The organism is Streptomyces sp. NPDC043726, from assembly GCF_056436565.1.
Genome location: NZ_JBWKCI010000001.1, coordinates 120,115 through 140,258, shown reverse-complemented (window position 1 = coordinate 140,258; position 20,144 = coordinate 120,115). Strand labels below are relative to the sequence as shown.

Annotated in this window: 21 protein-coding genes; 8 read left to right on the top strand and 13 right to left on the bottom strand. The window is 71.4% G+C overall.

The window, feature by feature from the left end:
- Positions 1 to 284 precede the first annotated feature (284 nt).
- Genes AC068Z_RS00650 through AC068Z_RS00630 form a run of 5 tightly spaced genes read left to right on the top strand, consistent with a single transcriptional unit; the run spans position 285 to position 5,824 of the window.
- On the top strand, positions 285 to 3,047 hold the full coding sequence (locus AC068Z_RS00650) for a sensor histidine kinase (RefSeq protein ID WP_478550961.1): 2,763 nt from the start codon (positions 285 to 287) through the stop codon (positions 3,045 to 3,047).
- Positions 3,044 to 3,544: a roadblock/LC7 domain-containing protein gene (locus tag AC068Z_RS00645; RefSeq protein ID WP_478550959.1), complete on the top strand. Its 501-nt coding sequence runs from the start codon at positions 3,044 to 3,046 to the stop codon at positions 3,542 to 3,544. Before AC068Z_RS00650 ends, AC068Z_RS00645 begins: the two co-directional genes overlap by 4 nt.
- Entirely contained in the window at positions 3,541 to 3,954 is a 414-nt protein-coding gene (locus AC068Z_RS00640; protein ID WP_478550957.1) for a DUF742 domain-containing protein, read from the top strand. The genes AC068Z_RS00645 and AC068Z_RS00640 overlap by 4 nt, the downstream gene beginning before the upstream one ends.
- Positions 3,935 to 4,561: a GTP-binding protein gene (locus AC068Z_RS00635; RefSeq protein WP_478550955.1), complete on the top strand. Its 627-nt coding sequence runs from the start codon at positions 3,935 to 3,937 to the stop codon at positions 4,559 to 4,561. Before AC068Z_RS00640 ends, AC068Z_RS00635 begins: the two co-directional genes overlap by 20 nt.
- A gap of 15 nt (positions 4,562 to 4,576) precedes the next feature.
- Positions 4,577 to 5,824: a styrene monooxygenase/indole monooxygenase family protein gene (locus AC068Z_RS00630; RefSeq protein ID WP_478550953.1), complete on the top strand. Its 1,248-nt coding sequence runs from the start codon at positions 4,577 to 4,579 to the stop codon at positions 5,822 to 5,824.
- Here the strand turns inward: AC068Z_RS00630 and AC068Z_RS00625 are convergent.
- From AC068Z_RS00625 to AC068Z_RS00610, 4 genes are all read right to left on the bottom strand, one after another.
- A complete protein-coding gene (locus AC068Z_RS00625; RefSeq protein ID WP_478550951.1) occupies positions 5,790 to 6,923 on the bottom strand; it encodes a C40 family peptidase in 1,134 nt (377 codons plus the stop codon). The two genes, AC068Z_RS00630 and AC068Z_RS00625, sit on opposite strands and share 35 nt — an antisense overlap.
- A gap of 102 nt (positions 6,924 to 7,025) precedes the next feature.
- Positions 7,026 to 7,328, bottom strand: a complete 303-nt coding sequence (locus AC068Z_RS00620) for a hypothetical protein (RefSeq protein ID WP_478550949.1) — start codon at positions 7,326 to 7,328, stop codon at positions 7,026 to 7,028.
- Positions 7,329 to 7,338: 10 nt separating this feature from the next.
- Positions 7,339 to 7,992, bottom strand: a complete 654-nt coding sequence (locus tag AC068Z_RS00615) for a TetR/AcrR family transcriptional regulator (RefSeq protein ID WP_478550947.1) — start codon at positions 7,990 to 7,992, stop codon at positions 7,339 to 7,341.
- An 81-nt stretch (positions 7,993 to 8,073) separates the two neighbouring features.
- Entirely contained in the window at positions 8,074 to 9,012 is a 939-nt protein-coding gene (locus tag AC068Z_RS00610) for an AurF N-oxygenase family protein (protein ID WP_478550945.1), read from the bottom strand.
- A gap of 127 nt (positions 9,013 to 9,139) precedes the next feature.
- Between AC068Z_RS00610 and AC068Z_RS00605 the strand changes: the two genes are divergently transcribed.
- A complete protein-coding gene (locus AC068Z_RS00605; protein WP_478550943.1) occupies positions 9,140 to 10,261 on the top strand; it encodes a ferritin-like domain-containing protein in 1,122 nt (373 codons plus the stop codon).
- Here the strand turns inward: AC068Z_RS00605 and AC068Z_RS00600 are convergent.
- From AC068Z_RS00600 to AC068Z_RS00570, 7 genes are all read right to left on the bottom strand, one after another.
- Complete coding sequence (locus tag AC068Z_RS00600; RefSeq protein WP_478550941.1) at positions 10,258 to 10,758, bottom strand: DUF3291 domain-containing protein; 501 nt, start codon at positions 10,756 to 10,758, stop codon at positions 10,258 to 10,260. The genes AC068Z_RS00605 and AC068Z_RS00600 overlap by 4 nt on opposite strands.
- A 45-nt stretch (positions 10,759 to 10,803) precedes the next feature.
- The gene (locus AC068Z_RS00595; protein ID WP_478550939.1) at positions 10,804 to 12,261 is read right to left on the bottom strand and encodes a penicillin-binding transpeptidase domain-containing protein; all 1,458 of its coding nucleotides are present in this window, start codon (positions 12,259 to 12,261) and stop codon (positions 10,804 to 10,806) included.
- Positions 12,258 to 13,625 (bottom strand): FtsW/RodA/SpoVE family cell cycle protein, encoded by a 1,368-nt coding sequence (locus AC068Z_RS00590; RefSeq protein ID WP_478550937.1) that lies wholly within the window; start codon positions 13,623 to 13,625, stop codon positions 12,258 to 12,260. Before AC068Z_RS00590 ends, AC068Z_RS00595 begins: the two co-directional genes overlap by 4 nt.
- A gap of 43 nt (positions 13,626 to 13,668) precedes the next feature.
- Positions 13,669 to 14,082 (bottom strand): SH3 domain-containing protein, encoded by a 414-nt coding sequence (locus AC068Z_RS00585; protein WP_478552238.1) that lies wholly within the window; start codon positions 14,080 to 14,082, stop codon positions 13,669 to 13,671.
- 113 nt (positions 14,083 to 14,195) lie between these two features.
- The gene (locus AC068Z_RS00580; RefSeq protein ID WP_478550935.1) at positions 14,196 to 15,443 is read right to left on the bottom strand and encodes an ATP-binding protein; all 1,248 of its coding nucleotides are present in this window, start codon (positions 15,441 to 15,443) and stop codon (positions 14,196 to 14,198) included.
- Complete coding sequence (locus AC068Z_RS00575) at positions 15,440 to 16,219, bottom strand: hypothetical protein (RefSeq protein WP_478550933.1); 780 nt, start codon at positions 16,217 to 16,219, stop codon at positions 15,440 to 15,442. Before AC068Z_RS00575 ends, AC068Z_RS00580 begins: the two co-directional genes overlap by 4 nt.
- Positions 16,220 to 16,299: 80 nt before the next feature.
- A complete protein-coding gene (locus tag AC068Z_RS00570; RefSeq protein ID WP_478550931.1) occupies positions 16,300 to 16,806 on the bottom strand; it encodes a protein-tyrosine phosphatase family protein in 507 nt (168 codons plus the stop codon).
- 103 nt (positions 16,807 to 16,909) lie between these two features.
- On the opposite strand from AC068Z_RS00570, the gene AC068Z_RS00565 reads away from it, so the two are divergent.
- Positions 16,910 to 17,713 (top strand): nuclease-related domain-containing protein, encoded by an 804-nt coding sequence (locus AC068Z_RS00565; protein ID WP_478550929.1) that lies wholly within the window; start codon positions 16,910 to 16,912, stop codon positions 17,711 to 17,713.
- On the opposite strand, the gene AC068Z_RS00560 is transcribed toward AC068Z_RS00565, so the two are convergent.
- Positions 17,710 to 18,114, bottom strand: coding sequence for a phosphatase PAP2 family protein (locus AC068Z_RS00560; protein WP_478550927.1), 405 nt, complete (start codon positions 18,112 to 18,114; stop codon positions 17,710 to 17,712). The two genes, AC068Z_RS00565 and AC068Z_RS00560, sit on opposite strands and share 4 nt — an antisense overlap.
- 39 nt (positions 18,115 to 18,153) lie before the next feature.
- Complete coding sequence (gene ligD / locus AC068Z_RS00555) at positions 18,154 to 19,041, bottom strand: non-homologous end-joining DNA ligase (RefSeq protein ID WP_478550925.1); 888 nt, start codon at positions 19,039 to 19,041, stop codon at positions 18,154 to 18,156.
- A 72-nt stretch (positions 19,042 to 19,113) separates the two neighbouring features.
- Here ligD and ku point away from each other — a divergent pair, with 72 nt between their 5' ends.
- Entirely contained in the window at positions 19,114 to 20,124 is a 1,011-nt protein-coding gene (gene ku, locus AC068Z_RS00550; protein ID WP_478550923.1) for a non-homologous end joining protein Ku, read from the top strand.
- Positions 20,125 to 20,144 lie beyond the last annotated feature (20 nt).

Below are 20,144 nucleotides of genomic sequence, written 5' to 3'. Positions count from 1 at the left end.
TGGTTTGGGCGGTAATGATTCACTCCGGGCAGACGTGGTGGCGAATCCTGCCACCGCCCGCCGCAGACGTCCAACCGGCCCGCCGGACAAGGTCTCCGCAAGCGCCGCGGGAACTTGCCCGCCAACTCCCCTCCGAGGTTCACTCCTTCGGGTGGCGGGTCAGGTGATGCGAGAGAACCGCCCACCGGCACTGGGAGGGTCGGGAAGCGTACCGGGCGTATGCGCCAGTTGACGGAGCGTCACCCGGGCCCATGGGTATCACGAGTTCAGGAATGCGAGCACCGGTGCAGAAGACGCGGCCTCGTCGCTCAGGCAAGCAGAAGGCCTCCGCAGGGGGCCCGGAGCACACGCCCGGCGCCACGACTGGGACCGGCACCACGGCAGGGACCGGCGCCACGACCGGGACCGGCGTCACCTCGGCCGGCAAAGGGCGGCCCACCCACGTACGCAACCGGCTCATCGTCGCCGTGGCCGTCGTCGCCGCCGCCATCGCCGCGGCCGGCGCCCCGTCGATCGTCACCGCCTCCGCGCAGCTGCACGACACCCAGGAGCTGGTGACCCTCTCCGAGCAGACCGAGGACGCCCTCGCGCTCGCCCACTCGCTGGCCGACGAACGCGACGAGGTCACCTCCTACGTCGCCGCGGGACGCCCCAAGTCGAAGGCCCCCTCGGAGCAGCGCAGCGCCCGTGTGGACCGCCTGGTCGAGGAACTGCGCGCCCACCCCGACACCCCGGCCTCCCTGCGCGCCGACCTGGACGACATCGCGGCCCTGCGCAGAGCGGCGCTCACGGGCAAGAGCAGCGCTCTCGACACGCACAAGGCGTACTCCGCCGCCCTCACCGAACTGCACGGCCTCGCCGAGCGGCTGGCCGAGGAGATGCCGCCCCGTGCGGGCTCCGGCGCCCACGCCCTCACCGAGCTCGACACCGCCGTACAACAGGCCGCCTCCACCCGGGGTCTGCTGCTCGCCGCACTGAGCGTCCCGCGCTCCACCCAGACCGTCATCGACCCGATCACCGGTCTGCCCAGCACGGTCAGCTCCTCCTCCGACGCCGACCGCAAGCAGCGCGACGCGCTCACCACCGCCGCCCAGGAGGCCCGGCTGCGCTCCGACGCGGCCCTCGCCGACTTCCGCGAGACCGCGCCGAAGAAGTCCGTCACGTCCTACGACTCCACGGTCACCGGACCGGAGGCCGAGGCCGCCGAGAAGTACCTCGCCTCCCTCACCGACCAGCCCACCCTCTCCGACGCCGAACTCGCCACCAGCGTCAAGAAACTGGACGAGGCGCTGTCCGCCCGCGTCGAGATGATGCGCGGCGCCGAGTCCGCCCTGCACGACCGGCGCACCAAGGACCTGGCCCTCCTCCGGGACGACGACGTCACCGAGCTGGAGATCCGGATCGCGATCCTCGGCGTGCTGGTGCTGCTCGCGATCGGCGTCGCGACGGGGATGGCCCGCAGTCTGACGCGGCCCCTCGCGGTGCTGCGGCTGGGCTCCGCGCGGCTGGCCGGAGCGGAGGAGCCGGCGGCACAGGAGCCGGTGCGCTTCACGGGCCGCAAGGACGAGTTCGCGAAGGTCGTCGACTCGGTCAACACCCTCCACGCCCAGGCGGTGGCCCTGCACGAGCGCATCGCGACGCTGGAGTCCGACCGCAAGCACCTCGTGGGCCAGCGCCAGAAGATGGCGGAAGCCAGGGACGAACTGCGCACGGAACTGGCGGAGTCGACGGCCCAGCTGGAACGCCTGCGCACGAGCATCGGCTCGACCTTCGTGAACCTCGCCCTGCGCACGCTGGGCCTGGTGGAACGCCAGCTGGGGGTGATCGAGGGCCTGGAGGAGCGGGAGCAGGACCCCGAGCGCCTGGCCACGCTCTTCAAGCTGGACCACTTCGCCACGGTGATGCGCCGCCACAGCGAGAACCTCCTGGTGCTGGCCGGTACGGAACACGTCCAGCACAGCGCGGGCCCGGTCCCGCTGGTGGACGTGGTCCGGGCCGCGGTGAGCGAGATCGAGCGCTACGAGCGGGTCCGCATCGCGGCGCTCCCTCCCCACGCGCACATCGCGGGCTTCGCCGCGGACGACCTGTCGCACCTGCTGGCCGAACTGATGGAGAACGCCACGTCGTTCTCCCCGCCGGACCTGCCGGTCGAGGTCTCCGGCTGGCTCCTGGAGAACGGCGAGGTGATGCTCTCCGTCCAGGACGAGGGCATCGGCATGACGGACGCCCGCATGACCCGCCTCAACGCCCGGCTGGCCGACTTCGACCCGGAGGCCTCCTACGACCAGGAGGGCGAGGAGGGTCTGGGCCTCGGCCTGTACGTGGTCGCCCGCCTGGCCCACCGCCACGGAGTCCGGGTCCAGCTGCGCGAGCAGAAGCAGGGCGGCGTGGCGGCGGTGGCGGTCCTGCCCCAGCAGCTCCTCTCCCCGGCCCCGCCCACGGCGGTCCCGGCCCCGGCCGCCCCCACCCCCGGCGCGACCCACACCTTCTCCCTCCCGGGCGCCGACGCGGAGGCCAACTCCAACGTCCTCCACGGCGCCAGGGCCCACGACGACCACCTGGTGGCCCTGGCGGAGCGGGCGGTCCGCGAGTCGGAGGAGCACAAGTCGGAGGAGCACAAGTCGGAGGAGCACAAGTCGGAGGAGCAACCGGCGAAGGCCTCCACAGACGACTCCGCAGCGGGCTCCACGGAAAGGCCGACCGAGGCCCTCGCGGAAACCACGATGGAACTCCTGGTCCCGGCCCAGCCGGAACCCGCGTCCGAAGCCGAACGCACCCCCGAACCCGAAGCCGAGGCCGACACAGAGCACGCCCGCGCCGACGACGAGGACCGGCTCACCGCGAAGGGCCTCCCCAAGCGCACCCCGAAGATCACCGCCCCCACGGAACCGCCCCGCCAGCGCAGCGGTTCCGTGGACGCCGACGCCCTCCGCCGGAGGCTCGGCGGTTTCCGCCGGGGGGCGGAGGCCGGATACCGCGACGTACAAGCCGAAATCGAAGATTCCGAAGAAGCCACGGGGGGCACAGTCGAGGAGGCAAGCAGTTGACCGCGCCCAGTACCTTCGGACTGAGCAGTGAGGCCCGCAACCTGCACTGGCTGCTGACGAACCTGGTCGAGGAGGTGCCGGGTATCGAGTCGGTCGCCGTGGTCTCCTCCGACGGCCTGCTCCTGCTCTCCTCGGACCCGGGAAGGAACGAGGAGGCCAAGGCGGCCAAACCCACGCGCACCGGCCCGAGGGGCTCCGCCGCCGACCTCGCCACCATCGTCTCCGGCATCGGCAGCCTCACCGTCGGCGCCGCCCGCCTCATGGAGTACGGCGGGGTGAAGCACACGATGGTCGCCATGGACGAGGGCAGCCTCTTCGTGATGTCGATCAGCGACGGCTCCCTGCTCGGCGTCCACGGCTCCGCCGACTGCGACATGAGCGTCGTCGCCTACCACATGGCCCTGTTCGTCGGCCGCGCCGGCCACGTGCTGACGCCCGAACTCCGCAGCGAGCTACGAAAATCCCTGGAAGCCGAGTCGACCGGGAGTCCCCGATGAGCAGCAGCGCACCGAAGAAGCTCCCCGTCCGCGGCGGCGACCGCAAGCCCGCGCGGGTCCGCCCCTACTCGCTCACCGGCGGCCGTACCCGGTTCGGCCACGTCCTCCTCGTGGAGACCTTCGTGGCGGCCCTGGAGGCCCCGCAGGAGCGCAAGGAACTGACGAAGGGTTCCCTCAGCACCCGGGTCATGCCGGAGATGCGGGCCATCGTCGAACTGTGCCGCAGGATGCGCACCGTGGCCGAGATCGCCGCGCTGCTGCGCATGCCGCTCGGCGTGGTCCGGGTGTTGCTCAGCGACCTCGCGGACCAGGGAAAGATCCGTGTGTACGGCACCGGCACCGGTCACGGCACCGGCCGTCCGGACCGCGCTCTGCTCGAAAGGGTGCTGAGTGGACTCCGTCGTCTTTGATGACACCGGTATTGCGGACCCCGATGAGGACCTGAAGTCCTGGCAGACGGACCGCACCCGGGCCCCCATAGCCACGAAGATCGTGGTGGCGGGCGGGTTCGGCGTGGGCAAGACCACGCTGGTCACCGCCGTCTCGGAGATCACGCCTCTGCAGACCGAGGCGCTGATGACCGAGGCGAGCGAGGAGACCGACGACCTCACCGCCACGCCGCAGAAGCTGACCACCACCGTGGCCATGGACTTCGGCCGCCTCACGCTCGACGACGACCTGGTGCTCTACCTGTTCGGCACGCCGGGCCAGCAGCGGTTCTGGTTCATGTGGGACGACCTGGTGCGCGGCGCGATCGGCGCGGTCGTGCTGGCCGACACCCGGCGCCTGAAGGACTGCTTCCCGGCCCTGGACTACTTCGAGAGCTGCGGGCTGCCGTACATCGTCGCGGTCAACCACTTCGACGGCAGCGAGCGGTTCGAGCCGGAGGACGTGCGGGAGGCGCTCACCATCCCCGCGCACATACCTGTCATGATCATGGACGCGCGGCGCCGGATCTCGGTCATCGAGACCCTCCTGTCCCTCGTGGGACACGCGCTGGACGAAACACCCGAGTAGGAGACCAGACCCCGTATGCGGAAGATACTCGTCGTCGGAGCCGGCCAGTCCGGACTCCAGCTCGCCCTCGGACTCCAGTCGCACGGGTACGAGGTCACCCTCATGTCCAACCGGACCGCGGACGAGATCCGCACCGGCCGGGTCATGTCGACGCAGTGCATGTTCCACACGGCACTCCAGCACGAGCGCGATCTCCAGCTGAACTTCTGGGAGTCCCAGGCCCCGAAGATCGAAGCACTCGGCGTCTCGGTGGCGGCGCCGGGCTCGTGGGCGGAGGGCCCCGCGGCCCGCGCGATCGACTGGGTGGGGCACCTCGACGGGTACGCGCAGTCCGTGGACCAGCGGGTGAAGATGGCCGGCTGGATGGAGACCTTCGCCCAGCGCGGCGGTCAGCTCGTCATCCACGGCGCGGCCGTCGGCGACCTCGACTACTTCTCCCGTACGTACGACCTGGTGCTGGTGTCCGCCGGCAAGGGCGAGCTGGTGTCGATGTTCGCCCGGGACCCGGAGCGCTCGCCGTACAGCGAGCCGCAGCGCGCCCTCGCGGTGGCCTACGTGCACGGCCTCGGCCCGCGCCCGGAGCACCCGGAGTTCGACGCGGTCCGCTGCAACCTGGTCCCCGGTGTCGGCGAGCTGTTCATCATGCCGACGTTCACCACCTCCGGCCGCGCCGACATCCTGTTCTGGGAGGGCATACCCGGAGGCCCGCTGGACGTCTTCAACGGCGTCAAGGACCCGGCGGAGCACCTCTCCCTGACCCTGGAACTCATGGAGCGGTACACGCCCTGGGAGTACGCGCGGGCGACGAAGGTCGAACTGACCGACGCGGGCGGCACGTTGGCCGGCCGCTACGCGCCCACGGTCCGCAACCCGATCGGCCGGCTGCCCGGCGGCGGGCTGGTGCTGGGCGTGGCCGACGTGGTCGTGGCGAACGACCCGATCACCGGCCAGGGCTCCAACTCGGCGTCCAAGTGCGCCGCCGCCTACCTCGCGTCCATCGTCGAGCACGGTGACAAGCCGTTCGACGAGGAGTGGATGCAGTCCACGTTCGACCGCTACTGGGACACCGCCCAGCACGTCACCAAGTGGACGAACGCGATGCTGGCCCCGCCGCCGGAGCACATCCTCAACCTCATCGGCGCGGCGGGCCAGCTCCAGCCGGCGGCGGACCGCTTCGCCAACGCCTTCAACGACCCGGCGGACTTCGAGAACTTCTTCTACGATCCGGCTAAGACCGAGGCGTACCTGGCGTCTCTGGCCTGATCCGGTCCGGGCGTACGGCTCCCAGGATCGGGTGGGACGCGATCGGCGAGATCTTGACCCGCTCGCCGGTCCTGGGGGCCTCGACCACCTCGCCCTCGCCGAGGTACAGGGCCACGTGCGTGGCGTCGCGGTGGTAGATCACCAGGTCGCCGGGGCGCAGCTCCTTCAGCGGCACCCTCGGCAGCCGGGCCCACTGTTCCTGGCTGGTGCGGGGGATGGGGGTACCGGCGTCGTTCCAAGCCTCCGAGGTGAGCCCTGAGCAGTCGTACGTCTTCGGCCCCTCCGCGCCCCACTCGTACGGCTTCCCGAGCTGCCGCAGTGCGTAGCGCACCGCCCGTTCGCCGCCGGGCGAGGGTTCGCGCTCACTGCTGAGGGCCCCCGAGGTGACGAGGTCCCGCTGGGCCCTGTCGACGCCCTTCCTCTCCAACTCGGCGATCTCGGCGAGCTGTTCGGCGCTGAGCGCGACCAGCATCTCCTGGACGTCCTTCAGCCGCCCCTCCACCTCCGCGCGGTCCTTCTTCTGCCGCTCGGCCAGCGCGAGCTGCTTGTCGAGGGCCGCGCGGGCCTTGCGGGCGAGTCCGGCGGCCTTGCGTTCGCTGCCGGTCAGCCGCCCCACCGTCTCGGCCCGCTCCCGCGCCAACTGCCCGATCACATGCCCCTGATCGAGCGCGTGCTGGGGATCGCGGGCGAGCAACAGCCGTACGTACGAGGAGATCTCGGTGCTGCTCTGGTACTGCTGCCGGGCCAGCCGCCCCGCCGCGCCCCGGCTGTCGTGCAGCGAGAGGCGGACGCGGGCGAGTTCCCCGTCCAGGCGCGCGACCTCGGCACGCTGCTTGCCGAGCTTCTCCTCGGTGGCGTTGTAGGCCTCGGTGGCGCGCTCGGCGTCCCGGTACAGCCGCTGCAGGTCCGCCAGCAACTCGGCGACGGAGGGTTCCTCGGCGGCGGGCGGCTCGGCCGCGGACGGCCCGTCGGAGACGGACGGTTGCCCGGAAACGGACGGCTCGCCGGGTTCGGGTACGGCGAGCGCGGGGACGGGCGCGAGGGCGGTGCAGGCGGCCACCGCCGCCGTACACACCAAGCGCAGAAGCCTTCCTGACACGTCATCACCTCCGGTGCGGGCAGCCTCTCTGCCCCGCACCGCGAGCATCAGGCGGGCGCTCGCCCCGCGCGCGCCGAGTGTGCGCGGTTCGGCGCAACCACGTCACCCGTCCGCGTCGTCCGGCTTGCCGCCCGGCGTGGCGTCTGGCCTCGACCACGGCCACTTGCGCTTCGGCGCCAGGAGCCCTTCGGGGTCGTAGGCGTACTTCCAGCGGCGGCTGAGCCCGACGGGCCGGCCCTCGACGCGGGGGACGCGCCGGTAGACCAGCACGGTGGGCGGGCCGCCGTCGGGGTCCGGGACGGGGATGCGGTACGTCTTGGGCGGGTGCCCGGTGATCCCCAGCAGCACGGGCAGGACGCGCCCGTCCATGGGACCGCCCTCGAAGGGGGTGTCTTCGCTCTTCACGGCACCAGTGTCAGCCATCTCCGGCGAGCGCCTGGACCAGCGCGGCGGTCTGCGGGTCGCGGGCGCCGGTCACGGAGAGGACGGCGACGAACTGGTCGACGAGCCAGTCGCGGAGTTCGTCGACGGGGGGCTGCTTGCCCTCGTCCAGCCAGAGCAGGGAGGCGGCCTCGACGGCGGTGATCCACACCTTGACGGTCATCCGGAGCCGCAGCCCGGGACCGGAGACGCCGAGGTGCCGGAGGATGTGCTCGGCGGCGGCCCGCCGGACCCCGTCGACGATGCTGGTGGTCCGGGACGTCTCGACGACACTGCCGCCCTGCAGCAGCGCGCTGAACCCGGCGTCGTGCTCGTCGACGAAGGCGAGGTACCGGTCGAGCGCCCGCCCGAGCCGGGGCAGCAGCGGCCCTTCCCGGGGCTCGTCGAAACAGAGCTGAAGCTCCTCAGCGGCGGACCGCAGGGCGGCCTCGTAGAGCTGCTGCTTGCCGCCGGGGAAATACCGGTACACGAGCGGCCGCGACACCCCGGCGGCCTCCGCCACATCGTCCAGCGACACCTCTTCGGGCGCCCGATGCGCGAACAGCGACAAAGCGGCGGCGAGCAGCTGGCTGCGCCGCTCCTCGACACTGAGACGGCGATAAGCGGGCGTAGGGGCCGGGGGGCTCATGACGTGCAGCGTAACTGTTTCGCCCGCACGCCCCCAGACGCCCGCCCCGGGCCCCGCCCAGACCCCCGCCCCGGCCCTCGCCTACGCCAGCAGCCCCGAAGACCTCCACAACCGGCGTCCGACACCGCGCAGCACCCCGATGTCGTCCAGGAAGTCCGTCAGCCGCTTCGCTCCCGTCTGCATGACCTCCCGCCGGTGGCCGCTCGCCTTCACCTGGGCCATCGCCTCCCGCTTGTCGAGGCCCACGTTCGTGTAGACCTCCGGGTTCACGAAGGCCACCGAGAACACCCGGGCGAACTCGCCGGACGTCACCCGCGTGAACTCCTGCGACCACTTCGGCGCCGTCACCATCTGCCGCCGCAACTCCTCACGGGCGTACCGGACATGCCGGGCCTCCTCCACGACATGGATCCGCGTCACGCCCCGGACCAACGGCTGCACCCGCTCGTCCGGGAACGTCAGCCGCTGCATCCAGTCCAGCACCTCCTCACCGAGCAGCGTCGCCGTGAAGGACCCCGGAGTCGTGGAGATCGTCTTGAACAGCCGGCCCAGCTGCTGATGTGCCCGGCTCACCGGGTACCACGGCGTCTCACCGCGGGAGATCAGCCGGGCGAACATCTTCGAGTGCCGGCACTCGTCCTCGATCTCGGTCAGCGCGTACCGCACATGCGCGCTCGTCGCCGCCTTGTCGTAGATGTGCCGCACCAGCAGCTGCATCAGGATCAGTTCGAACCAGATCCCCAGCGACGCCAGTGCCGCCGACTCGTGCTGGGAGAGCAGGATCCGCTGCTCCTCACCCATCCGCTTCCACAGGGGCGTGTCGTACAGCGACACCAGCTCCGGCGGCCAGAACCACTTCCCCTCCTCGAAGGGCGCGTCCCAGTCGAGCTCCTTGTCGGGATCGAAGGAATGCTTCGCGGACGAGTCGAGCAGCCGTTCGGCCACCTGCTCCCGGTCCTTGAGCAGGCCCAGCGCGTCGCGCAGGCCCGCGAGCGCGTCGGCTTCCGTGAGCGTCGTCATGGTTCTCCCAACCTGTTACCCGGGGTCACATCCTCCGTAGTCTTATGAGACTGCCTGTCAGCAAGCTCGTCAATCCCTCGCGCGCCACTTGTTGACCCCGCGTCTACCGCGCGGGAGCCTGCGAGACATGCCGACACACGACCTGTACGCCAACCCCGCGGGAGACCCCCTCTGGCAGGTACCGGCCACCGGCCAGGCACGTTTCTCCTGGGAGTACGACGACGGCCGCGACCGCCTTCTCGCCCTCTACCAGAAGGGCAAGGACAAGCAGTGGGACGGACAGAAGCGCATCGACTGGGACCTGGAGGTCGACCCCTACGACCCCCTCGGCGTCCCTGACGAGTCCATCTCCCTGTACGGCACCAAGTACTGGGCCAGGTTCAGCGACCGGGACAAGGCCGAGCTGCGCCGGCACCTCGCCTCCTGGCAGTTCAGCCAGTTCCTGCACGGCGAACAGGGCGCGATGGTCTGCGCCGCGCGCATCGTGGAGTCCGTCCCCGACCTGGACGCCAAGTTCTACTCGGCCACCCAGACCATGGACGAGGCCCGGCACGCCGAGATCTACGGCCGCTTCCTGCACGAGAAGATCGGCATGCTGTACCCGATCAACGACAACCTCCAAGCGCTGCTCGGCGACACCCTCCGCGACTCCCGCTGGGACATGCCGTACCTCGGGATGCAGGTCCTGATCGAGGGCCTCGCCCTCGCCGCCTTCGGCTTGATCCGCGACACGACCGACAAGCCGCTCCCGAAGCAGATCCTCGCCTACGTCATGCAGGACGAGGCCCGGCACGTGGCCTTCGGCCGCATGGCTCTGCGCGACTACTACCGGCAGCTCACCGACGCCGAGCTGCGCGAGCGCGAGGAGTTCGTCATCGAGGGCTGCTATCTCATGCGCGACCGCCTCAGGGGCGTCGAGGTCCTGGAGAACTTCGGCATCCCGACCGCCGAGGCCGAGGAGTACACCGAACAGTCCGAGTTCCTGGCGCTGTTCCGGCAGCTGCTCTTCTCCCGCATAGTCCCCTGCGTGAAGGACATAGGCCTGTGGGGCAAGCGCCTCCAGCAGGCCTATGTCGACATGGGCGTCTTCGAGATGGGCGACTCCAACCTGGATCTCCTCATGGCCGAGGACGAGGAGATCGCCGAGAAACTCGACGCCGAACGCTTCGCGGCGGAGGAACGGGACCGGATGGCGGAGGTGAGCCGGGCGATCGAGGACGGCCGCCGGTCTCCCGGCTCAGGAGACTAGACCGAGCAGCCGAGGCCCTCCGGCACCTCGCCCAGCAGCGGCTGCGACTCACCCGGCGGGAAGGACGTGCGCAGGGTGAAGGCGTACGGCGTCGGGCCGTTCGTGCGCAGGTGAAGCAGGCGGGACTCCGCCTCGGCGACGGTCGGGCGGTGGCCGGCCGGGACCCACCACATCGCCAGCATCGCCTCCTGGACCTTCTCGAACCACTCCCGGCGGCGGGCCAGCATCTCCCGGTGGCGGCCCTGGTACATGTACGCCGTCAGCGAGTCGGTGTCCCGCCACACCGACATGTTGATGATCAGCCACTCGTCCCCGAGGACGGGGATGTCCGTCGCGTCGCCGCCCTCGGACTGCAGACGCCACACGAATCCGTCCGCGGCGTCGGCGTCGGCGTTGACGGGGTCCAGGGCGTCCACGAAGTCCTTCAACTCCGGTGAGTCCAGCGGGAACTTGAGGCGGGCGATGTTGACTTCGGCAAGCTCGAATGCGGCAGTCATGGACCGAACGTTAGGTCGGTCGCTCCTGTCGTGGAACCCCCCGTCTCACCCATCGAGCACCGCCTTCATCACCGCCCGCGCGATCGGCGCCGCGTCCCCGCCCCCGCTGATCTCCCCGCGGTCCGCCTCGGCGTCCTCCACCACCACCGCGACCGCCACCTTCGCCTCCAGGTCCCGCTCGCCCTGCGCCCACGACACGAACCAGGCGTACGGCGTACCGGAGTTGCCGATGCCGTGCTGGGCGGTGCCGGTCTTGCCGCCGACGGTCGCCCCCGGGATCGCCGCGTTGGTGCCGGTGCCCTCGCGCACCACGTTCGTCATCAGCTCCCGCAGCTGGACGGCCGTCGACGGATGCATCGCCTGCCGGACCGTCCGGGAACCCGCCGTGGCGATGGTCGCGCCGCCCGGCCTCGTCGTCCGCTCCACCAGGTACGGCTCACGGACCTGGCCCCCGCTCGCCACCGCCCCCGCCACCATCGCCATCTGCAACGGCGTCGCCCGCGTGTTGTACTGCCCGATCGCCGACAGCGCGAGCTGCGCCCGGTCCACCGTCGTGTCGAAGGTGCTCGGCGCCACCGAGTACGGGATCCGCACCCCCGTGTCGTTGAACCCGAAGGCCTGCGCGGTGGCCGCCAGATCGGTCACCCCGACCCGCACCCCCAGCTTCGCGAACACCGTGTTGCACGACCACTCGAACGCGGCCCGCAGGGAGGCGTCCGCACACCCCTTCGCCTCGTTGGTCAGGCTCGTCGAGGTCCCGGGCAGGGTGTAGGGGTCGGGGGAGTCGGTCGGTTCGTCGACGTCCGTCACCACCCCCGCGTCCAGCGCCGCCGCCGCGGTCACCACCTTGAAGGTCGACCCCGGCGGATACGTCTGCCGTGCCGCCCGGTTGAGCATCGGTTTGTCCGGGTCCTCGTTCAGCCCGACCCAGGACCGGGACACCGTCGGACCGTTCCCCGACAGCGCCTCCGGGTTGTAGGAGGGCGTGGACACCAGCGCCAGGACCCGTCCGGTGGACGGTTCGATCGCCGCCACCGCGCCCTTGCGGCCGCCGAGTCCGTCGTAGGCCGCGCGCTGTGCCCGCGCGTTGAGCGTGGTCACCACGTCGCCGCCGGGCGCGCGGGCCCGGGTCAGGTCGCCCAGCAGCGGGAACGGCGACAGCATCGGATCCGTGCCCGACAGCACCCCGTCCTCGGTGTGCTCCAGGAACGTCGTGCCGTACACCTGCGAGGCGAAGCCGGTCACCGGCGCGTACAACGGGCCGTCCAGATAGGTGCGTTCGTGGCGCAGCTGCTCGCCGGTGTCCTTGGAGCCGGTGACCGGGCGGCCGCCGACCAGGATGTCGCCGCGCGGTGCGGCGTACCGGGCGATGGTCTGCCGCCGGTTGGCGGGGTTCTCGTCGTAGGCGCCGGACTCCACGACCTGCACGCGGGTGGCGTTCACCAGCAGCGCGGCCAGCAGCAGCGCGCAGAAGACGGCCGCCAGCCGGATGTGCCGGATCACCGGGCTTCCTCGGGGAGCGTGTCGTACTGCCGTCGTGCCGAGTCGCTCACCCGGACCAGCAGCGCCACGATCGCCCAGTTGGTGACGACGGAGGAGCCTCCCTGCGCCAGGAACGGCATCGCCATCCCGGTCAGCGGGATCAGACCGGTCACCCCGCCCGCGATCACGAAGACCTGGAGCGCCACGATGGAGGCGAGCCCCACCGCGAGCAGCTGCCCGAAGGGGTCGCGCAGGGCGAGCCCGGCCCGGTAGCCCCGCTCCACCAGCAGGCCGTAGAGCAGGAAGATCGCGGACAGGCCGGCCAGGCCCAGCTCCTCGCCCGCCGTGGCCAGGATGAAGTCCGACTTGGCGGCGAAGCCGATGAGCACCGAGTGGCCGAGCCCCAGGCCGGTGCCGAGCATGCCGCCCGCCGCGAAGGCGAACAGGGACTGGGAGAGCTGGTTCGGGCCCTGGCCCGCCTCGATGGACGCGAAGGGGTGCAGCCAGTCCTGGACCCTGCTGTGCACGTGCGGCTCCAGCCACCCGACGGCCACCGCCCCCAGCGATGCGAGCAGCAGCCCCACGGCGATCCACCCGGTGCGCCCGGTGGCGACGTACAGCAGGACCACGAACAGGCCGAAGAACAACAGCGAGGTGCCGAGGTCCCGTTCCAGGATCAGGACGCCGACGCTCAGCAACCAGATGGTGACGATCGGCCCGAGGACCCGTCCGGTCGGCAGTTGCAGCCGCCAGACCCGGCGGCCCGCATAGGCCAGCGCCCCCCGGTTCGCGGCCAGATAGGCGGCGAAGAACACCGCCAGCAGCACCTTCGCGAACTCGCCCGGCTGGATGGAGAATCCCGCGATCCGGATCCAGATCCGGGCGCCGTTCACGGCGGGGAACAGGATCGGCAGGATGAGCAGCGCGAGGGCGGCGACCACGCTGACGTACGCGTAGCGCTGGAGGACGCGGTGGTCGCGCAGGAGTACCACCGTCACGATGAAGAACGCCACTCCGAGCGTGGACCACACGAGTTGGGCGGGGGCCGCCCGGTCGCCCGGTGTCTCCAGGTCGAGTCGGTAGATCAGGACCAGGCCGAGGCCGTTGAGCAGCACCCCGATCGGCAGCAGCAGCGGATCCGCGTACGGCGCCCGCAGCCGCACCGCCAGATGGGCGACGAGCGCCAGTACACCGAGCCCGGCGCCGTAGCCGGCGGCGCCGGGCGGGACCGTGCCGTCATGGGCGAGGCCGACAGCGCAGTAGCCGTACACGGACAGCAGGACGGCCACGACGATGAGGGCCAGTTCGATGCCACGGCGCCGGGGGAGGCGTACGGCGGGAGCGGGTGTGTCCGCTCGCGCCACGGTGGTTCCGGCCTTGCTCATGTCCGGAACTTACCCAAATCGGGCGTCTTGTGCGCCTTGCGGCTCAGCACCAGCGTGGCGAGGCCCCGATGTTGTCGATGTACCGGGCGGCGCCCCAGGCCCAGGTGCCGTCCGTGAGGAGGTACCACAGCGGGTTGCCCTGGATGTTCTGGCCGACCGCCTTGCAGAAGATCTTGACGATCTCCCCGCGGTGCGCGGTCCGGATGACCTGGCCGCCCCGGTTCGGAGCGCTGCGCAGCAGCAGGGTGTTCGCGGTGACCACGCCCTTGTAAAGGCGCTGCTGGCTCCGGCTCTGGCTCTGGTTCTGGTTCTGGTTCTGGCTTTGGCTCTGGTTCTGCTGGCGGCCGCTGTCGCCGCGGGAGGAGCCCCAGTCGTCGTTCGCGACTGCGGGGGTGGCGGCCGCGGCCACGAGGGCGCAGGCGGCGACGGATATGGAGAGGCGGGAGCGCAGGGACATGAGGAGTACCTCCACGAAGGGGGCGAACTTGACTATTCGCCACATTAGGATCGGCTCCCGCTCGGCGCCCCTCACAGTGAGCCATAAGGGACGCGGGCCACTCCTGCGCCGCCTCAGGCCGGGCCCTGAGGAAGCGTCAGCACGGCCAGGGCGCCGCCGTCGGGCGCGTTCCCGAACTCCAGCCGCGCCCCGAGCACCTCGGCCTGGCCCAGCGCGATGGTCAGGCCGAGACCGTGCCCCTTCGTCCCGCCCTCGGTCCGGAACCGCTGCGGCCCGTGCTCCACGAGGTAGTCCGGGTACCCGTCCCCGTGGTCCCGCACGGTGACGACCGGACCGTCGACCGTCAGCACCACCGGTGCCCGCCCGTGCCGGTGCGCGTTCGCGAGGAGATTCCCGAGCACCCGCTCCAGCCGCCGCCGGTCGGTCTCCACCGTCACATCCCGCTCGACCACGACCTCCGTACGGTCCCCGGCCGCCCGCACCGCCCGCTCGGCCAGCGGCCCCAGCTGCTCGGCGTCCACGTCGAGGCGCTCCCGGCCCATGTCCAGCCGGGAGATCTCCAGCAGGTCCTCGGTGAGCGTCCGCAACGCCGCCACCCGGTCCCGCACCAGTTCCGTCGGGCGCCCCGGAGGCAACAGCTCCGCCGCCGCGTGCAGCCCGGTGAGCGGGGTGCGCAGCTCGTGCGCCACGTCCGCGGTGAACCGCTGCTCGGCCTGGAGCTTGCCCTGCAGCGAGGCCGCCATGGAGTCCAGCGCGGCGGCCACCGCGGCCACCTCGTCCTGGGGGCGCGTCGGATCCTTCGTCCGGGGGTCGTCGACGCGTGCGTCCAGGTCGCCGCCGCTGATCCGCCGGGCCACCTGGGCCGTGGTGTGCAGCCGCCGGGTCACCCGGGTCACCGCGAGGGCGCCCACCAGCAGCGTGGTCCCGATCGCCAGCGCCGAGGACCACAGGATCGCCCGGTCCAGACCGTCGATCGTGCGGGCCTGCTGCGAGTAGTCCACCTGCACCGCCAGCGCCCGTCCGCCGTCGGCCGGGCCCGCCGCCCACATCGTCGGCCGGCCCTCGTGATCGGCGACCATCGTGCCCCGGTCCCCGGACACCGCGAGATCCCGCAGACCTCCGGGCAGCCCCGCCGGATCGACGCCCGCCCCCGGCATCAGCCGGTCCCCGGCCTCGAACGCCGTGGTCGCGTCGGTCAGCCGGTCCAGCGCCTCGCCGCGGGCCCGCCCGACGGTCTGGTTGGTCACCGAGACATGCACCAGCACGCCGATCAGCGCCGTGAGCGCGCAGCACATCACGGTGATGAACACGGCCGCCTTGGTGAACAGCGTCCCGGCCCAGCGGGGCAGCGCGAGCCTCATCGGCCGCTCGCGGACTCGGACGGGCGCGCGCTCGCGGAAGGCGACGGCTTCACCGAGCTCTCGTGCTCCGGCTTCACCGAGCTGTCGTGCTCCGGCTTCACCGAGCTCTTGTGCTCCCCGGTGCGCAGCATCTCGTCGTGGGTCAGCAGCATCGCGTTGGCGTCGGCGTCCCAGGTCCACTGGAGCCGGTACTCGTACCCGGCGACCTCCGAGGGCGCGCGGACGATGACGGACCGCCCGGCCAGCTCGACCGCGCTGACGGCGTCGTCGTAGGACATGACCCGCACCAGCCGGTGCTTCTGGACGGTGTAGACGCGGATGGCGGTCAGCCCGTCCGGCAGCAGCCGGAAGCCGAGCGTCAGGTCCTCGTGGCCGTCGCCGTTCAGGTCGCGGTAGTACGGCGTCAGCACGGGACAGCGGGCCTTGTCGCCGCCCGGGCCGCAGTCGGCCATCCGGTCGGCCGTCTGCCGGTACGGCGCCTTCGCGCCCGCGTAGTCGCCGGGGTGATCGGCGATCTCGGCCCGCACGACCGCGACCGGGTCCACCTCCCGGATGTCGTCACCGGGCACCTCGACGCCCTTGACGACCTCGGTGGTCACCTCGCCGATCTCGAAGGCCGGGCTGGACGCGGGGGTCAGTTCCGGCCACAGCCGGGCCGGGCTGACCGCGGTCGGGGTGGCGCCCGCGCCCTGGAGCCCCCCGGCGTCACCGCAGCCCGCCGCGGTCGCCAGGAGCAGGGCGACGGCGACGGTCGTACGGACACGGCTGAGGGGCACGGTGCTCCTGCGGTTCTGAGGTGAGCGGTGGCCCCGTACACCTTATTCGGAGGGAAGTCCCTTTTGCCCGCCCGGGTCGATCACTCCGTGAGCTCCTCCAGGAGGCGGGCGGTCGAGAGCCCGGCACGCAGGTACTCGACGAAGAGGTCATTGTGCAGGGCCCAGGGCGAGCGCCGGGACCGTATCAGCCGGATCGCCTCCTCCGCGGAGTGCCCCCGCCGCACCAGCGTCTGGGCGATGACGAGCCCCGACCGGTTGTAGCCGTGGAAGCAGCGCACGAGCACGGACCGCCCCGCGTCCAGCGCCTCCCCGGCGGACTGCGCGAGGCGGATGACCCCCGCGAGCTGCGTCCCGTCCAGCGGCCCGTCCGGAATGGGCCACACATGGTGCTCCACCTCGCCGTCGGGCCCGTGCCCGGGCAGCCGCAGCAGGGTCTGTACGAGATCGAACTCGTCCCGCACGACGACGAACTCCACCCGTCCCGACACCGCCTGGAACTCGTGCCCGCCCATCCACAGGCCGGGCACGATCTCGTCCCACGGGGTGTCCGGAGCAGGAACGTCGGGTTGCTTCCCGCGGGTACGCAATTGGCGCCTCCCCCAACTTCCCCTCCCAACTCCTCTCAAAGGTAACCGGGTTCTTGCCCCTGGAGCACCCCGCCTGTTCCCATGGTCAAAGGGGTGATGGTGCATGAGCGGACTGCGTGTCGTGCCGGCCTGGCGCCACGGTCAGGAACGTTTGTACGTCTGCCTCACGGACGGCAGGAACATCGCGTGGTACGACCGTGAGGCGGCCAGGGTCAACCTGCTCAGCGACGAGCGCAGGGAGGACGTCCTGGAGGCCCTGGGCCCCTTCCTGACCGGCCCGGTGACGGTGGGCCCGCCGCCGGTCCCGACCCCGGCGGAACTGGCCCGCCTCACGCTCCACCCGGACGACGACCTGGCGCCCAACCGCCCCGGCGAGGCGCTCCTGATCGCCCTGGACCGGGACCCGGGGCCGGCCCGCCGCCTGCGCACGGACCCCAGGCGCCACGCGCTCGCCGCCGAGCAGACGGTCGGCGAGGCCCTGGACCGCCTGGACGGCGCGGGCTGGCACACCCTCCACTCGATCCCGCTGCCCGGCGGCGCCCGCATCCACCATCTGGCGATCGGCCCGGCGGGCCTGTTCGCGATCCACTCCCTGTACGCCCGCAAGCAGCGCGTCAGGGTGGCGGACCCCATGGTCACGGCGGCCCGCCGGGAACCCCGGCCACTGCTGCGCCGCCTGCGCGCGGAGGCGGACCGGGCGTCCTACGCCCTGACCGCCGAGGTCCACCCGGTCCTGTGCCTCGCGGGCCCGGCGGACGTCTCGGTGACGGCCCCGGTCCGCGAGGTCCGCGTCCTCCAGGACACGGGCCTCGGCGAGCTGGCGAGGCAGGGCGGGGTCCTCAAACCGGCGGACGTGGAGGCGCTGCACGCGATGGCGCGGGACCGGAACACGTGGGGGAGGGTCTAGTCCACCGGCCCGAAGCAGTGGTCCAGGGCGAACTTACCGATCTCCCGTCCCATCCCGTTGCCCACCCTGCCGCTGGTCCGGTAGCGGATCCCGCCGAGGACCCGGGCGTCGATCGCGTGGCGGTTGAACTCGGCCGCGGTCCTGTACGTCCGCGTGTCGAGCACCGTGATCGCGGCCCCGTCGATCGCGCAGTGACCACTGACGTAGTCCGGATACGGCGGCGTACGCGGCAGCGGCTCCCAGTCCGGGTCGGCCGTGGTCGCCGCGTTGTCGTCCGTGTCGGCCCTCCGGATCGCCGTGACGGGCCGCCGCTGCGCATGGGTGAAATTGGCGTTCCACGCCGTGATCGCCGCGTCCGCGGTCGCCGTGTTGGCCGCCGCGAACAGCCGGGCTCCGTCCACGATGTCCAGCCCGCGCCGCTCGATGTGGTCCCGGACCGGTCAGCGCCCGGGGAGTGCCGTGGCCCGGTCCGGGTCGAGCAGCGGTGCCAGCAGGTCGCCGTAGTCCTGGATCCGGGGGGCGAGGTCCGGTGCGGTGAAGGCGAGCTGCGCGGGGGAGCCGCACTGCTCGACCTCGGCCCAGGTGACGGGCGCGGAGACCCAGGGCTCGGGGCGGGCGCGCAGGGTGTAGGGGGTGGCCGTGGTCTTCCGGGCGGCGTTCTGGCTCCAGTCCACGAAGACCTTCCCGGGCCGCAGGCTGCGGGTCATCCGGTGCAGGGCGAGCCGGGGCATGGCCTGCTCGGCCTCCACGGCGAGCTTCTTGGCGTACTCCGACACCTCGTCGGAGGACGAGCCCCGGACCGCGGCCAGCAGATGCAGCCCCTTGGAGCCGGAGGTCTTCGCGTGGGCCTCGATCCCGTCCGCCGCGAGCCGTTCGCGCAGCCACAGGGCGACCTCGCAGCACTCCACGACCGTCGCGGGGGTGCCGGGGTCCAGGTCGAAGACCAGCCGGTCGGCGGCGCCGGGCGCCTGGGCGACCCACTGGTGGGTGTGGAACTCGGTGACCAGGTTCGCCGCCCACATCAGACTCGGCAGATCCTGCACGAGGACCATCCGGGCAGGGCCCTCCGAACGGGGGACCTCGGCGGTGGTGACCCACTCGGGTGTACCGGGCGGCACGTTCTTGGTGAAGAAGACCTGTCCGTCCGGCCCGTCCGGGTAGCGCAGGAAGGAGACCGGCCGGTCACGCAGATGGGGCAGCAGCACTTCGGCGGTGGTGGCGTAGTAGTGCAGCACCTCGCCCTTGGTGAAGCCGGTCGCCGGGTACAGCACCTTCTCCAGGTTGCTGAGCGCGAGCCGTCGCCCCTCCACCTCTGTGATCGGCGTCATACGATGAGAATCCCATGGAAATAGGATGAAGAGATCTTAAGTCGCCTCAAACCCGGCGAAAGGGTGCTGCACGTGAGATCCATCTGGAACGGTGCCATCTCGTTCGGTCTGGTCAGCATCCCGATCAAGGTGGTGAACGCGACCGAGAGCCACTCGATCTCCTTCCGCCAGATCCATACGGAGGACGGCGGCCGCATCCGGTACCGGAAGTTCTGCGAGCTGGAGGACCGGGAGGTCACCCAGTCGGAGATCGGCAAGGGGTACGAGGACGCGGACGGCACGATCGTGCCGATCACCGACGAGGATCTGTCCCAGCTGCCGATCCCGACGGCGAAGACGATCGAGATCGTGGCGTTCGTGCCGGAGGACCGGATCGATCCGCTCCAGATGGACGCGGCGTACTACCTGGCGGCGAGCGGTGCCCCCGCGGCGAAGCCGTACACACTCCTGCGGGAAGCCCTCAAGCGCAGCAACAAGGTGGCGATCGCCAAGTTCGCCCTGCGCGGCCGGGAACGCCTCGGCATGCTCCGGGTCGTGGGCGACGCGATCGCCATGCACGGTCTCCTCTGGCCGGACGAGGTGCGTGCCCCGGAGGGCGTGGCGCCGGACGTGGACGTGACGGTCCGCGACAAGGAGTTGGACCTCGCGGACGCCCTGATGGACACGCTCGGCGAGGTGGACCTGGAGGACCTGCACGACGAGTACCGCGAGGCGGTGGAGGAGGTCATCGCCGCGAAGGCCGCCGGCGAGACCCCGCGCGAGACCCCCGAACCGGCCAAGGGCGGCAAGGTCCTGGACCTGATGGCGGCCCTGGAGAAGAGCGTCCGTGAGGCCAAGGAGTCCCGGGGCGAGGAACCGGCGGAGGTGAGACACCTTCCCCGCAGCAAGTCCACCCCGAAGCAGCCGACGGGCACGAAGTCGACGGCGAAGAAGACGGCGGCGAAGAAGACGGCGTCGGCGAAGAAGTCGACCTCGAAGTCGGCCCAGGCGGCGAAGAAGACGACGGCGAAGAAGACGACGGCGAAGAGCACAGCCAAGAAGACACAGGCGAAGAAGACGACGTCCCGAAAGCGCTCGGCGTAGGCCTCGACGCACTGCCGAGC